This is a genomic window from Mesorhizobium sp. M0496, assembly GCF_040321205.1.
Classification (GTDB): Bacteria; Pseudomonadota; Alphaproteobacteria; order Rhizobiales; family Rhizobiaceae; genus Mesorhizobium.
In genome coordinates, this window is sequence record NZ_JAMYRC010000001.1 from 459,790 (window position 1) to 474,986 (window position 15,197).

Sequence of the window (15,197 nt, forward strand, 5' to 3'; positions counted from 1 at the left end):
GTGCTGCCCACGTCAGCGCTTGACGATGCGGGCTTTCGCCTTCAGCTCGTCGACATATTTTTTGCTGAGCTCATCGGTGTTCTTGTCGCCGGAGCCCTCGTTCTGGAACACCATCTGGGCGACCTTGTCGTCGGACACTTCGCGCGACGAGCAGATGCCGATGAATTCGACGCCGCGTTCGGTCGCGCGCGTGACGGTGGCACCACCGACCTTGGTAGCCTTGATCTGCTCGGCCCAGTCCGGCGGCAGTTGCGGCGCCAGCACCCGGCCGAGATCGCGAACGGTGACATCGATCAGGCCCTTGGCGAATTCGCGCGTCGTGTTGCAGCCGCTGAAGCGGGCACGCATGGCGTCGGCCTCGCGCTTGCGCTTGGCCAGCGTTGCGCTGCGTTCGGCCGCCGGAACCACAAAGATGACCTGCTGCAGCATGTACTCGGTAGCGCTCGGCTTGGCGCCGCCTTTTTCGAGCATCTTCCTGACAAGGTCTTGTTCGCTGACGGCACCGGTGCCATCGCCGGAACGGTAACGCGCGCTCAAGGCCTGGTTCCAGGCCATCTGGGCGCGGATGAATTCCTTGAAGTGACTCTTGGTGACGCCTGACTTCTCCATGACGCCGTCGAGCTGGCTGAGCTGCATCTTGTTGCTCGAAGCAAAGCGTTGATATGCCGCCTCGACCTGTGCGTCGCTGATGCGGATGCCAAGCCGTTTGGCCTCGGCCATGCGCAGCGTCTGGTCGATCATTTCCTGGCCGGCGTCGCCCTTCTTGCGCTGCAGCTTCAGGAAGGCGGCGCGATGAGCGATGTCGCCGGTGGTGACCGGAATGTCGTTGACGACGTATTTGATCTCGCTGGCGAAAGCCGGCGGCGTCATCGCGGTGATGGACACGGACGTCGCTGCTACAAGCAACGCGAAACCTGCTGAAAAGAGGTATTTCCTCATCGTTGGTATCCCAATTCTATCCCGGTTCCGCCCATTTTATCGTTTCCAGGTGCGCGAAATCCGTGCCAGCCCTATGCGGCGAAACGATGTCGCCGATGATTACTGGATCGTGTCGATGGCACTGCTCGACGAGCCGAAATCGCCGAGGGTGCGGAACGACAGGTTGAAGCCGATGGTCTGCGACACCTCCCTAGTGTTCAGGTCGCGGGACTGGGAGTAGGTCATCAGATAGGTGAAACAGGAGTCGTTGTAGGCAAAGCCGACACCGTCCTTGACCAGCAGGCTTTGCTGCAAGTCGTAGGTTCCGGTGCCGAAGACGCGCCAGTTTTCGGCCAGATGCGTCGATGCACCGAGTGTGACCTCGTGGCGGTCGGTGGTGAAACCGTAGAGTGGTTGGGCTTGGATGAAGGCGTATTTGGCGCTCAGCGACACTGGCAGGCCGGAATAGGCGGCCTTCAGCTCGGCGCGGCGGATCTCAAAGCTCTGTTCGTCGAAACGGCCGCTGACCGAGGCCGCGAAGCCGTTGGGGCTGTTGATGCCAAACAGGCCGACATAGTCGGACTTGGTCGTGTCGAGACCTGAATAGGCGCCGACATTGACAAGATCCGGAGCGGCGAAGGAGTTCTCGCCGCCGATCTGATAGGATTGGCCGAAAATGGCATTGGTGCCCCAGCCATTGTTGTACGAGCCGGAATAGCGGAAGCCGACATTGGCGCGCGAACCGCCTTCGACACGGTCGTAGCCGGAGAACTTGTCGCGCTCGAACAAGGTGGTCGCGTCGAACACTATGCTTTGGGCGTCTTCGTTGGGAACAGCCAGACCGCCGACATACTGCTCGTTAGGGCGCATGAAGACCTGCGCCATCGGCTCGATCACGTGGCTGGATCCACTCGCCATTGAAAACAGCACTGGCCAACGCATCTCAAGGCCTGCGGTTGCCATGTAACGGGCAAATGACGAGCGCATATCGTCGTTGGTATTTATTTCAGGGTTCGTCGCCATCTCTTTGATGGCAGCAAGCGAAGCCGACGACGCGTTGAGGTAGTCCACGTCACCCTGCAGTGCGAGCAACGGCGTCAACACCAGCCCGCCATCGGTAACGAAGCTGCGTTTCCACTCGGCCTCGACGGTGACACGGCCGGATTCGCCTTCGATGCCACGGACACGCTCGGTTGGCGTAAGCGGGTTAAAAGGGGTCGAAAAGGCTTGATCGAGATCATCACGACGGATGACCCGCGCGTTGGCGTTGAGCGACAGCTGGCCGCCGGCCACCGATACGTCGGGAATATAGGCGTAGTCGAGCGACGGCAGCACCCAGGGCTGTTGCCCGCTTCGCGCGGATATGTTGTCGTCCGGCGTATCTTCCTGCACATCGAAGTGCATGGCACGCACGTCGAAATAGTTGCGGCCGTTGAGGCCCGTCAGATAGACCGAGGACTGGTGGACGGAAGCATTGTACTTGTCGATGTTGTAGGTGTTCGAAAAGTTCTTGTCGGTCTGCAGCAGCACATCCCAGCCGAAATTCCAGCGCGAATTGATGGCGAACTGGCCCTGGGTTCCCATCATGCCGCGGAATTTGTTGGGATCGCCCGCCGAACCCGAGTTGACATTGTGGCCGGCGGTGCTGAGAAAAGCTGTCGTGTCGAGAAAAGCATCGGGATCCTGCTGATGGATCCCGGCGATCTTCAAACTGTACTGGCCATTGTTGAAGCGCTGGCGCCACTCGGCCTCACCGAGGAAGCCCTGCTTGGTGTAGCCGGTGCCGGTGACGGTCAGGTCATAGGTCGGCGACAGTGCGAAATAATAGGGAATTTTCACGCCGACGCCGAGATCGTCGTTGAAGATGATACCGGGAATCAGGAAGCCGCTCTTGCGCTTCACCGTCGGGTCGGCAATCTCGAATGCAGGCAGATAGGCGAGTGGGAACCCAAAGAACTCGAAATTCGCATTCTCGAAGCGAACCGTCTTCTTCTCGCCGTTCCAGATGATCTTCTTGGCCTTGACGCGCCAGGTCGGCGCTTTGTCGGGCTTGTCCTCGCACGGTTCGCAGGCGGTGTAGACGCCATTGTGGAACGTGGTCAGCACGCCGCCCATGCGCTCGGCGCTTTCGGCGGCGAAATAGGCCTTGTCGATGGTTTCGACGCGCAACGCGTTGACGAAACCGTCGGCGAAATCATCGGTGATGTCGATATGTTCCGAATTGATCTTGGTGCCGTCGCTGTTGATGACTTCGACATTGCCGCTCGCGACCATCCGCTTGGTGTTGCGATTGTATTCGACTCGCTGGGCGACAAGGCGATTGCCACCATAGTCGATCTGCACGCCACCGACGGCGGTCACCGTCTGATTGTCGTTGTTGTAGACCAGCGTATCGGCCGCCAGCAGCATCTGCGAGCCGGACGGAACCGACGTCGCCATGTCGCCGACATCCTGCGCGAACGCCGGCATTGGGACGGCGCAGGCAAGCACGCACGCCAAGGCGGTCGCCGCATAGAGGCGCGCCAAACGGGCCTGCCTGTTGCTGGGCAAAAACGCCTCCCTCACTAGCCGTCTTCCTTGTATAGCAGGAAAGTCACCCCGAAGAACATAGCCACTACGACCGGCACCCAGGCTGCTACGACAGTCGGCACGAACCCCGCCACGCCGAATGCCTTCACCAGCACCGAAACGACATAAAGCAGAAAGCCAGCGATGATGCCACCCAGAATCATCGTCGCCGACTGCCCCATCCTCGCAAATCGCATTGAAACTGTTGCCGCAATCAGCGTCATGGCGACGAGAAGGAACGGCAACGCCACCAGCGAATCAAACTGCATGGCAAAAGCATTTGCCTTGAGGCCGAAGGAGCGGGCAACCTCGATTTTTCCGGGCAGGTCATAGAACGGGATGGTTTCGGGGCGCGCCAGCCGCTCCTGCACGAATTCGGGCTTCAGATTGGTCGGCACGCGATCGCTTGGCGACACCTGGATCGTGCCGTTCTGGAACGTCTTGACGTCCTGCAATTCCCAATAGCCGTCGCGCAGGAAGGCGCGCGCGGCGTCCTTGCGTTCGACGATGTTGCCTTGCGGGTCGAGAATGAAAAAGACGACATCGGCCATCTCCAGGCCCTGGTTCAGGATGGCCCGCGCACCGATGATGGTGTCGCCCGAACTGGTTTTCTGCCGGATCCAGGGCGCGGCATCGGCCGAAACCGTGTTCGATTTGCCGGAACGCAGCTGAGTTTCGATCTGCTCGGACCAGGAGAATGCATGAGCGGCGAGCGGATTGATGACGCCAACCGACAGGACGCCGAACAGCAAGGCTCCGATGCAGCACGGCAAGAGGAATTGCCAGGCGGAAACGCCGGCGGAACGCGCAATGACCAATTCGTAGCGCCGGTTGAGCGACACCAGCGTCGCCATCGCCGAGAAGAGACCGACAAACGGCACCGTCTGCAGCATGATCATCGGCATGCGGAGCCCCGAAATGGCCACTGCCGTTCCATAGGTGAAGCCGGGCAGGCCGGTGGTGCGACCGGAGAGTTCGGTGAAATCGATCAGGAACACCAGCGCCAGGAGGCCGATGAAGAACCAGAGGGTGATCGTCACATAGCGGAAGAAGAAATAGCGGCCCAGCGTCCAGCCCATCAGCTGACCCCTTGCCTTGAAGTGCCGCGCCTGGACAGACGCAGCTTGAGAGCGTTCCAGCTGTCACCGATGCGGGTGGCGAAGTTTGTCATCCAGTCGGCCCAGGCCACCGGCAGTTCCATGGTCCGGTTGGAGACGATAAACCAGATCGCCACCGCGGAAGCCACAATCGGCACGCCATAGACCATGTAGGCATATTGCGGGATCTCATCGGCCTTGCTGGCGGCAAAGAAGCCCAGCCAGCGCACGAACAGCGATATCGAAATCGCCGTGATCAGCGGATTGACGCGCGCCTCGCGGTGCGAGCGCGCGTCTCCGGCGACCGCGAGCGCGATGAGCGCGAAGACCACGGAATACGTCCATTCCGAAAACCGCTGGTTGACCTCGGCCTGGTATTGGTAGGGGGTCTGTTGATAACTCTTGTCGTTGGCGCTCGGGTTGAGCAGGTACTGGGTCGTCTGGTCCTTCGGCAGGAGTGTCACCGCCGAAGCCGCCGCCATGAAGGCCGACATGTCGAAGGCGTAGGAGGTGAACCGGATGACGGAGAGATCGCCGGTCAGCGTTTTGCGATGGATAACGCCGTCATTCATCATCAGCACCTTTTCGCCGCCGCGTTCGACGATGCTGCCGGTCTTGGCATAGTAGACGAGGTTGACGCCTTCCTCGCGTGAATCGGCGACGAAGATGCCGCCCAGCCGATTGTCGGGAAGCCGCTCGCCGACCTGCAGGAACAGCCCGTCCTCGACCTTGCGGAAGGTGCCCTCCTGGATGATCAGCGACAACAGATCCGCGCGCGACGACGCCACCAGGGCCCGGTTTTTCTGTCGTGCATAGGGGTCGATGCCGTTGTCGACGGCAAAGGAAAAGACGGCCGCCGCGAGCGCTAAAAGCATGATTGGCCGCACGATCGTCCAGCGCGAGGCGCCTGCAGCGTTGACGACGGCGAGCTCGGAATCCGAATTCATGACACTGAGTGTCTGTGCGACCGCCACCACCAGGGCGAAAGGCACCACGATCGGGATGATGGACGGAAGAATGAGGGCGGCGACCTCGAAGAAGGTCAGCGCCGATTGGCCGCTGTCGGTAACCAGGTCGATCTTTGCCAGCACCTGCGTCGTCCACACGATGGCCAGCGTCCAGACAAGCGCGGCCATGAAGACCACGAAAGCGCGGCGCATGATGTAGCGTTCAACGACCTTCATGAAGGCTTTTCTCGATTTTCTCGAACGGCATCATGCCACCGCACAAGGGTAGCTGTCCGGCAGCGCCTGCACAACTGGCTCCAACAGAGGCTCGATCCGGTTCCCGTCCCAGGTCACCCGCCCCGGCGGGCCGGAGTGTCGGCGGGAATGGATAAGAAAGGGAGAACATCGATGGTTAACAACAGGTTGCGGCAAAAAGCGGGGCCGTGCCGCGAAGAATCATTATCGATTCCGTAGGTCATATGGGATGTGAATTCGGCAAAGTCTTGCCAAATGCCCGAAAACGACCAAATGTCGCGCATCGCTTCGAACCGCTTTCCCCAAAAGCTGCGCATTCCCTGAAAGCAGGACATGATGAATCAAAGACCGTCGATCGCCTTCGCCAAATTCTCCGCACCCCAGACCGCGTCGAACAAGAAGGGCACAGTCTTCGTGCTCTCGGCGGATGAGGGCGGCCTGAGCGACGCAGCCAAGGCTTGCGATCCCGGCAAGACACTGGAGCGGGCCTTTCCGGTGGCCGAGTTCACGGGCAAGTTCGCCAGCGTCGTGGAAGTTCTGGCGCCACAGGGAGCGTCGCTCGACAGGCTTGTGGCGATAGGCGCCGGCAAGGTGTCGAGATTGGATGATTATGCGTGGCTGAAACTTGGCGGCACCATTGCCGCGTCGCTGCGCAAGGCGACCGACGTGGCTGTGGTGCTCGATCTCGCCGGCGCGTCGCCAACTGGCAAGGATGCGGCAAGCCTTGCGGCGGGCATTCTCCTGCGCAGCTATTCCTTCGACAAATACAAGACCAGGAAGGACAAGGACGACGGCAAGGCCGAGCCGAAAAAGCCGGTCAAGGTGACCATCCAAACCGCCGATCCGGCCGCGGCGAAAAAGGCCTTCACCGATGCCGAGGCGGTGATCGACGGCGTCCTTCTGGCGCGCGACCTCGTCAACGAACCGGCAAACGTGCTCGGGCCGGTCGAGTTCGCCGCCCGCGCCAAGGAACTCGAGGCGCTCGGCGTCAAGGTCGAGATCCTGGCCGAGAAGGAAATGAAGAAGCTCGGCATGGGCTCGCTGCTCGGTGTCGCACAGGGCTCGCCGCGCGGCGCCCGCATGGCGATCATGCAGTGGAATGGCGGCAAGCCAAAGGACAGTCCGGTTGCCTTCGTCGGCAAGGGCGTCACTTTCGACACCGGCGGCAATTCGATCAAGCCGGCCTCCGGCATGGAGGACATGAAGGGCGACATGGGCGGTGCCGCCGCGGTCACCGGGCTGATGCATGCGCTGGCCGCGCGCAAAGCGAAGGCCAATGTCGTCGGCATCATCGGTCTGGTTGAAAATGCCGTCGATGGCCATGCCCAGCGCCCCGGCGACATTGTCACCTCTATGTCGGGCCAGACCATCGAGGTGCTCAACACCGATGCCGAGGGCCGCCTCGTGCTGGCCGATGCGCTGTGGTACTGCAACGACCGCTTCCAGCCGAAATTCATGGTCAATCTGGCAACGCTGACCGGCGCCATCATGGTGGCGCTCGGCCAGCACTATGCCGGCTTGTTTTCCAACAACGACGAACTGGCCGAAAGGCTGGCGGCGGCGGGGCAGGTGACACAGGAGCGCCTGTGGCGCATGCCGCTTGGCGCCGAATATGACAAGCTGATCGATTCCAAGAACGCCGACATGAAAAACATCGGCGGCCGCTATGGCGGCGCCATCATCGCCGCGCAGTTCCTGCAGCGCTTCGTCAAGGAGACGCCTTGGGCGCATCTCGACATTGCCGGCACGGCGATGGGTTCGCCGTCGAACGAGATCAGCCAGTCCTGGAGTTCCGGTTTCGGCGTCAGGTTGCTCGACCGGCTGGTGCGCGACAATTATGAGCAGTAAGCGGATTCAATCACTATAGACTGAAGCGATGGCCGACGTCCTGTTCTACCACCTGACCGAATCGACGCTTGAGGATGCGCTGCCAGGCCTCCTGGAGCGCAGCGTCGATCGTGGCTGGCGTGCCGTGGTGCAGACCGGCACCGAGGAACGACGTGATGCGCTCGATCAGCATCTCTGGACCTTCCGTGACGATTCGTTCCTCGCCCACGCAACCGATCGTGAGGCACATCCCGGCGAACAGCCGATCTTGTTGACCACCGGCGACGGCAATCCCAACCAGGCCAAAATAAGGTTCCTCGTCGACGGCGCGGCGCCGCCCGACCTTGGCGGCTACGAGCGTGCGGTGTTCCTGTTCGACGGCCACGATGCCGCCCAGGTCGAAGCGGCGCGGGGACACTGGAAGGTGATGAAGGACGCCGGCCATGCCGTCACCTACTGGCAGCAGACGCCAGACCGCCGCTGGGAGCGCAAGGCCTAATACATGTCGCCCAAAAGCGACCTCGGTTTCGCGAGAACGGCATGCATAAAAACAAGGACCTAAAGCAGGTCGCCTGAACCGTTCAGTCGGCCCGCTTTAGACCAGTGGCTTCTCGCAGAAGACAGTATCTACTGCTTTGCCTTGATCCGGTTCATTTTCCTGGTGACGTAGTCGCCGTATTTCAATTTCATCGACTCGTCCGACCGGTTGCGATGCGAACTCCTGAAAACGTACCACTCGCCGTCAGGGGATTTACGCTTGTAGATCACCTTGCCTGCCTGGCGATGCTCGAAGCAGGTCATCGAGCCCTTCACACCCCAGGAGCCGTGCCACTGCGCGCGGTAGCACAGCTTGCCGCCTCCGGGGATGAACCACATGCCATCGCCATAGCCCGATTTGCCTTTGTCGTGGGTCCAGGCGTCGAACTGCCGCTGTTTGACGGCAAAGAATCCGGCGCCCTTCTTGGCCCACAGCCACGTATGGTTCTGATAGATCTGGTAGACGCCTTCGTCAGGAACCGCGGCGGCCTTTTGTGCCTGCTCGGCGATTTTCGTCGCCGCCTTGGCTGTCGTAGGGATCTGGAAGGCAAGAATAAGAACGGAGCAGGCGAATGCCGCTCCGAGACAATTTCCCAGTATTCGTTTCACGAAAGTCCTCCACAGACTGATTTATGCCATGCCTCAACCACCTTCCCGAACCGCTGGTTCGGGAAGATCACGATCAAACAGGGAGATGGAGATCCATCCCGATCGCGCCGGGATGGATCGGCACGATGCGTCTACGGCAGGACGTGCTGGGTTACCCTCCAGTCGGGCAGACCGTAGCCATCCAGCCACGGCCACACTTCCTTCTGGTTGAAGTAGACGACCGAAGTCAGCGCCGGGAACTCCGCATAGGATTTGCGGGTATCTTCCTGCCACTTCGACACATAATCCTGCTTTCCGACATAGCCGAGTTCCGCCACCACGATCGGCTTGTTGAATCCTGCGACGCGGTCATAGCCGGGCTTCAGCATCTCGGCGAACGTACGGTCACGACCGGCCTCGGTATTGTCCCTTTTCTGCAGACCAAACACCGACAGGCCGATGACATCGACGTAGTCGTCACCAGGATAGTATTTTTCCAAACCCTCTTCGCCTTTGGGTGACCACATGTACTTGGCGGCCGGCGCGGCTTTCCGGCAAAGATCAACTTCGCGCTTATAGGCGGAGATCCAGTCCTTGGGAGCCCAGTTGGCCCAGGTGAAGCGGCCGTTGTTGTCCTCCATTTCCTGTGCCCAGCGAATGGTCACCGGGCTCTTCATCTGTCCCACTAGGTCGCAGATCGCCTGCATGTTGGCGTCATATTTGCCGCTCAGTATACCGTCGCGCAATTCGGGCGGGGTGATGCGCCAGTCCTTCGACCACGTCCACGGCTCAATCGTGATCAGCAGCGAACGGCCGCGTTGCAGCGCATAGACGTCGGCCAGTGGCAGCGTCGCCAGATCGACGTCCTCCCAGGGTAGGAACAGCTCTTCGATGCTGGCACTCTTGTCGGCGCTGAAGTCCCCATAAGGATCATAGGATCCGAATGCCGAGGCGGCGCTGCTCGTCTGAACGGGGTCCGTCGCGGCTACGGAGCCGGCGACGCCTGCAGTGGGGAACGCGGCGCTCCCGCCCAATACCAGCGCGATTGCAAGTGCCTTTGCTGCGGAGTGTTTCATGTTGATCTCCCATGGCCTCAACTTCTTGCGGAAGTTAAGGCTTCGCCCGTGCGCATCGATGCTTGTTCGACACGACTACCCAAAAACCGATCGGCCCTGTTGGCGGAATCTGCGGGATTTCGGAGCGACCATTGGCGGATGTGCGAACCTTCGCACAGAGCCTACCCAAAATTGTCTCTCAAGGCCCCGACATAGGGGGCGGTCGAGAGTAAGTTCGCCGCGATACTCACAAATTCGCGTCAATATCCCGATATATCATCCCTAGCTAATTTAAGAGCCGGACAGGGCCAAGAGTCAAGTGCAATTAACGGTTGCTTAACCTTAACACGCGCGACATGGTTAACGCTGCTGTCAAGTCGGTCTTACCGCACGGCCTTTGGCCCATCGACGAATTCTCCGGCGCTTAAAAATTGATCGCCAGTCCTGCGTTGGTGAGTTGCGACCGTTCCACGGAATTGTCTCCTTGGTGTTAGGTTAACCAGTTCTCAAGAAGCCTAATTAACAAATTCCTAATTTAGTTGACTCTCTAAGAAGGCGTGAGCAGATTCTACGGCCGGGTAGGCTTGTCAGCCGTCGTTCGGCTGATGCTAGGGTGCGGCGGTACGTGTATGAGTGTTTCCGCGGACGGAAGGATCATCAGCGGTAAGACCAGGCCGACACGGCGGCATGGAGCGGCTCTGGGCAAGGCGGCGGAGAAGGCTCCTTTTTTGGTACCCGTCCTGTCGGCCACCCAGCAGCGGATCTGGAGGCTGGGACTTGCTTGCTGGTCAGTCACCTTCGGATTTTTCTGGTTCTGGTGGCTGCAGCCCGAGCACCTCGAACACGTCTTTCCATACATGTTGGCAACGCTCACGCTCGTATGGCTGACGTTCATGCCGATGTATTTTCTCTTGAACGTGCATGCGATGAAAAAGCCGTCCGGGCTTCACACGATCCCGAAGCATTCGCGTGTCGCGATGGTGGTGACCAAGGCTCCGTCAGAGCCGTTTTCCGTGGTTGCGCGAACCCTCGAGGCAATGCTGGCGCAGGACTATCCGCATGATACCTGGCTGGCCGACGAGGATCCCTCCGAGGAAACGGTTGCCTGGTGCGATGCCCGAAACGTCATGATTTCGACGCGGCGCGGGCGGGAAGATTATCACCGCAAGGTGTGGCCTCGCCGGACGCGCTGCAAGGAGGGGAATCTGGCGTTCTTCTATGACCACTATGGTTATGAATGCTATCATTTCGTCGCGCAGATGGATGCGGACCACGTCCCGACACCAACCTATCTCAGGGAAATCCTGGCCGCCTTTGCCGACCCGGCAGTTGGCTATGTGTCGGCACCGAGCATTTGCGACAACAATGCCTCCGAAAGCTGGTCGGCGCGCGGCCGGCTGTTTCCGGAAGGGATGTTCCACGGACCCTTGCAGTCCGGCCACACGGGCGACGGAACGCCACTCTGCATCGGCTCGCACTATGCTGTGCGAACCGCCGCGCTCAAGCAAGTCGGCGGCCTTGGTCCGGAACTGGCCGAAGATCACTCGACGTCCATGCTGTTCATTGCGGCTGGATGGCGCGGCGTGCATGCGATAGACGCCATTGCCCATGGCGACGGCCCGCAAACCTTTGCCGATCTTGTCACGCAGGAATTCCAGTGGTCGCGGAGCCTGATGACGATCATGCTCGAATACTCACCCACATACCTCTCCAAGGTATCGCCACGGCTGAGATTCCAGTTCCTGTTTCGCCAGCTCTGGTATCCGCTTTTCGCCGTATTTTCACTTCTCATGTACGTCATGCCGATATACGCGCTTCTTACGGGGCAGAACTTCGCCAATGTGACATATGTTGACTTCCTTTTGTACTATGCGCCGAACTCGATTTCGCTGATTGTGCTGGTGATGTTGTTGAAGTCCTTCAGCCTGTCGCGCCCGCTCGCCGCCAAGACGATCAGTTGGGAAGGAACGCTGTTCTCGTTCTTCGCGCGTTGGCCGTGGGTGCTGGCGGGCACGCTGTCGTCAATCCGTGATTATCTGACCAAGTCGTTCGTCGATTTTCGTGTTACCCCTAAGGGCAGTGGTCCGAAAAACCTGCTGCCTGCCCGCGTCATTGTTCCCTATGTGGCGCTTGCAATCGGAGATTCGCTGCCGGTCCTTCTTGTAGACCGCGCCTCGGACGCCACCGGCTTCTACTGGTTCGCTGCCTTCAATGCGTTCGTCTACGGGTTGCTTGTGGTCGTGATCATCACCAGGCACGTCGTGGAGAACAGAATTTCGTTGCGGCGCAATGTCGCGAAACTCGCCTTGCAGGCTTCGCTCGCCGGTGTCGCGCTCTCCGTCCCTGGCGCTGCGTTCTATGACCGCGGCCTGGAAGGCATATACGGGCTCCAGCAGGGTGCGGGCGGTGTGCGCATCGTCAGCGTGGCCTATCCAGTTTCTGGAGCCGGCCGTGGCGGCATCGGAACCCGCACATTCCATTTTGACCCCGGCTGGGATCCGCCACGCTGACGCCGAGAGGCGTCCGTGCGCAAACAGCTCCCTGAACCGCATTTGCCTTGATGGCCGGGCGGCAACCTGTGGCAGAGCCAGGCACGATCCCAAAAGATCAAATTTTAATAATATCCGATCGAGTGCCGAAAGGCCGCGCTCATCATGTCGTTTGCATGATCTTTAATAAGTCTCCCCTAATATACAATCCATGATGTGAGTGGCGATAGGCTACTCGCGTGGCGCGGAAAGCAAACAAGAGCAAATAGATCTCCGCGCTCCAGCAGCTTATATTCGTGGCAGGGGATGGCGATGAAAAAAAATATGGAAAGCGGGGCGAGGATCGGCAAGAAATATGCCTGTGCATTTGCCGCTGTTGCACTGATCTCGATGGTGTCCGGATGCCAGAGCATGGATGCGACCAGGACCAGTTCGATCGGCACAAAGTCGGCGGTTCATACGCTCGGCAAGAAGGTGCACTACGTCAAGAACAAGCGGCTGCATCCGATCAACCGCCAACCGCTCACACAGACGACCAGCGTGACGCGCACGAGGCAGGAGGCCTATGCGGCCTTCGTGCGGCCGCAGCGTATCGGCAGGCCGGCGCCGGTGAAAGTCTCCTACCGCCTGGGCAATGGCGGCCCGTTCCTGGGTCATTCGCCTTGGATTTGCGGCCCGAGCGGTTTCGGCCAGCGCGCCAGCTGCCGTTCGCGTTACTAACCAAAAGTGGCGGCGCGATTTGACTGAAGAGTCGGCCGCTCTGGTCTTCGCCGGGGGGCGAGAGTCGAGGGCAAGAGGTTGGCGCAGGCGTTGCGCCTTACCTCTTGCCCTCCGACCGCCATTCTAGAAGTCGCTGACAGATGTGGCTGCCAATAAAGCGGCGGCTCCGGTCACCACAATCGGCATGGAACTCCAGGGCGTTCCGATCAGGTCAATGGCCGGGTGGGGCGGTGCCAGCCGTTATTGCCACCGGAAGCCGGCCGCGGCCGCGCGACATAGGCCGATGCTCCGTTCGCCTCGTGATAGACGCGTGCCAGCATTTCCGCCAGCACGCCCGACGTCACCATTTGCACCCCGGCGATGAGCAGGAAGAAGCCGGTGAACAGCATCGGGCGTGTTCCGATGTCTTCCGCGAAAAGCAGCTTCAGGCAAAGCAGGTAGACAAGGATCAGCGAACCCAGCGCGCCAAGCACAATGCCGATGCCACCGAAAAAATGCCCGGGCCGTGTGCGGTAGCGCATGAAGAAATACATGAACACCAGATCGAGCACGACCCTGAAGGTGCGCGAAATGCCGTATTTGGACTGGCCGTGGATGCGGGCATGATGCGTCACCACCTCCTGCGCGATGCGTCTGGGGGTGGTCACCGTGGCTAGCCAGGCCGGGATGAAGCGGTGCATCTCGCCATAGAGCTTGACGCTGCGGATGACGTTGCCGCGATAGACCTTGAGACTGCAGCCATAGTCCTTGAGGCGCACGCCGGTGACGCGCGCGATCAGCGCGTTGGCGATACGCGAGGGCAGTCTGCGCATGAAAAAACCTTCCTGGCGGTCCTTGCGCCAGCCGACCACCAGGTCGAGATCCTCGCTCAGCAGGCGATAGACCATGCGCGGGATGTCGAAGGGATCATTTTGCAGGTCGCCGTCGATCGTGGCGATGACGTCGCCGCGCGCCGCGTCGATGCCGGCCTGCATCGCGGCGGTCTGCTTGTAGTTACGCACCAGCTCGACCGCATGCACGTGCGGGCCGTAATGCGCTGCCAGGCGCCTGATCTCGCTCACCGTCGCGTCGGTGCTGCCGTCATCGACCAGCACGACCTCCCACGGCTGGTCGTAGCCTTCCATCGCCTGGTGAATCCGTGCCAGCAGCGGCTCGACGTTCTCGGCCTCGTTGTACATGGGTACGACGATGGACAGCGTATGGTCCGGCATCACCGCGCCGTCAGGCAGTCCCGAAGCAGGGATGGGCAATACGTTCATTGGGATGGCTTCCTTGCAGGTCCGACAGCCGGGTTCCCGGGCAGCGTCGATTTCGAGGGAAACAGCCAGGCGATCGCGCCCGTGGCGATAGCCGAGCAGAAGATGAACAGGTGCAGCGCCAGCGCCGCCTGCAGGCCGTCCTTCATCGCGATTCCGGAAGTGAGCAGCGCTGCCGCCGCTCCCGCTTCATAGGTGCCGAAGCCGGCGACGCCTTGCACCGGCAGTATGGCGGCGCCTTCGGCCCCGACGACGCCTGGAAAGGCGGTTGAAAAGGATGTCCCCAGCAGCATTGCCAGCAGCCATCCCTGTACGGCGAGCTTCAGCGACCAGTTGGCGATCGTCCACCACCAGCCGTAGCGCGAGCGCCCGGTCGCTTCGGTGAACACATCGCGCAGCTTGCCGAGCTTCGCCACGATCTTGCCGCGGCCGGCCCAGTCATGCGGCGCGCGCGCCCAGCGCGGCAGGTACCAGGCGGCGGCGATCAAGGCAGCCACGCCAGCGATCCTTATCGCCGGATGCAGGCCCGGCCACACTGCCAGGGCCAGCACGCCGACGACGAAGGCATCCTGCAGCCTGAACCACAGCAGCGAGGCGCTGGCGCGCATGATCGGTACGCCGAAGACCTGGCGCAGGAGCAAGGGAAAGGCCGTCTCGCCGCCGCGGAACGGGACGACGTTGATCATTGCATTGTGGATCAGGATGACGCGCAGGCAGGCGCCGAAACGGCCATGCACTTCGTCGCGGAACTCGTCGCAGACGCGCAGAGTACGCAAGACATAGGTGACGAAAAACGCGATCGTTGCCACCGCGAACGTGCCGGGCGTGATGCGGTCGAAGGCGTCGCCGACCATCCGCCAGCGCGAGTCGCTGGCCAGCCAGGCCAGCAAAGCCAGCGTCATGACTATCGAGATTGCTCTTTTCAACCAATTCTCCGCCG

The 15,197-nt window shown here is 60.7% G+C and carries 12 protein-coding genes; 4 read left to right on the plus strand and 8 right to left on the minus strand.

Annotated elements, in window-relative coordinates:
- Positions 1–12: 12 nt before the first annotated feature.
- The 4 genes from NKI73_RS02235 to lptF all read right to left on the minus strand — a co-directional run bounded on the left by NKI73_RS02235 (position 13) and on the right by lptF (position 5,767).
- On the minus strand, positions 13–939 hold the full coding sequence (locus NKI73_RS02235) for a SurA N-terminal domain-containing protein (RefSeq protein WP_352627034.1): 927 nt from the start codon (positions 937–939) through the stop codon (positions 13–15).
- Between the two features lie 99 nt (positions 940–1,038).
- Entirely contained in the window at positions 1,039–3,483 is a 2,445-nt protein-coding gene (locus NKI73_RS02240) for an LPS-assembly protein LptD (RefSeq protein WP_352627036.1), read from the minus strand.
- Positions 3,483–4,568 carry an LPS export ABC transporter permease LptG gene (gene lptG / locus NKI73_RS02245; RefSeq protein WP_352627312.1) on the minus strand — a complete coding sequence of 362 codons (1,086 nt, stop codon included), beginning with the start codon at positions 4,566–4,568 and terminating at the stop codon, positions 3,483–3,485. The genes NKI73_RS02240 and lptG overlap by 1 nt, the downstream gene beginning before the upstream one ends.
- On the minus strand, positions 4,565–5,767 hold the full coding sequence (gene lptF / locus NKI73_RS02250) for an LPS export ABC transporter permease LptF (protein WP_352627038.1): 1,203 nt from the start codon (positions 5,765–5,767) through the stop codon (positions 4,565–4,567). Before lptF ends, lptG begins: the two co-directional genes overlap by 4 nt.
- Positions 5,768–6,121: 354 nt before the next feature.
- Here lptF and NKI73_RS02255 point away from each other — a divergent pair, with 354 nt between their 5' ends.
- Positions 6,122–7,633, plus strand: coding sequence for a leucyl aminopeptidase (locus tag NKI73_RS02255; RefSeq protein ID WP_352627314.1), 1,512 nt, complete (start codon positions 6,122–6,124; stop codon positions 7,631–7,633).
- A 28-nt stretch (positions 7,634–7,661) separates the two neighbouring features.
- Positions 7,662–8,111, plus strand: coding sequence for a DNA polymerase III subunit chi (locus NKI73_RS02260; RefSeq protein WP_352627040.1), 450 nt, complete (start codon positions 7,662–7,664; stop codon positions 8,109–8,111).
- A 128-nt stretch (positions 8,112–8,239) separates the two neighbouring features.
- Here the strand turns inward: NKI73_RS02260 and NKI73_RS02265 are convergent, their stop codons facing one another.
- Positions 8,240–8,758 (minus strand): DUF995 domain-containing protein, encoded by a 519-nt coding sequence (locus NKI73_RS02265; RefSeq protein ID WP_352627042.1) that lies wholly within the window; start codon positions 8,756–8,758, stop codon positions 8,240–8,242.
- Positions 8,759–8,889: 131 nt separating this feature from the next.
- The gene (locus NKI73_RS02270; protein WP_352627044.1) at positions 8,890–9,813 is read right to left on the minus strand and encodes a glycoside hydrolase family 26 protein; all 924 of its coding nucleotides are present in this window, start codon (positions 9,811–9,813) and stop codon (positions 8,890–8,892) included.
- Between the two features lie 608 nt (positions 9,814–10,421).
- Between NKI73_RS02270 and NKI73_RS02275 the strand changes: the two genes are divergently transcribed.
- On the plus strand, positions 10,422–12,302 hold the full coding sequence (locus tag NKI73_RS02275; protein WP_352627046.1) for a glycosyltransferase family 2 protein: 1,881 nt from the start codon (positions 10,422–10,424) through the stop codon (positions 12,300–12,302).
- A gap of 291 nt (positions 12,303–12,593) precedes the next feature.
- Positions 12,594–13,001, plus strand: coding sequence for a hypothetical protein (locus tag NKI73_RS02280; protein ID WP_352627048.1), 408 nt, complete (start codon positions 12,594–12,596; stop codon positions 12,999–13,001).
- A gap of 206 nt (positions 13,002–13,207) precedes the next feature.
- Here the strand turns inward: NKI73_RS02280 and NKI73_RS02285 are convergent, their stop codons facing one another.
- Together NKI73_RS02285 and NKI73_RS02290 are read right to left on the minus strand one after the other, a co-directional pair.
- Positions 13,208–14,212, minus strand: coding sequence for a glycosyltransferase family 2 protein (locus tag NKI73_RS02285; protein ID WP_352627316.1), 1,005 nt, complete (start codon positions 14,210–14,212; stop codon positions 13,208–13,210).
- A 44-nt stretch (positions 14,213–14,256) separates the two neighbouring features.
- Positions 14,257–15,183, minus strand: a complete 927-nt coding sequence (locus NKI73_RS02290; protein WP_352627049.1) for a lysylphosphatidylglycerol synthase transmembrane domain-containing protein — start codon at positions 15,181–15,183, stop codon at positions 14,257–14,259.
- Between the last annotated feature and the right edge of the window lie 14 nt (positions 15,184–15,197).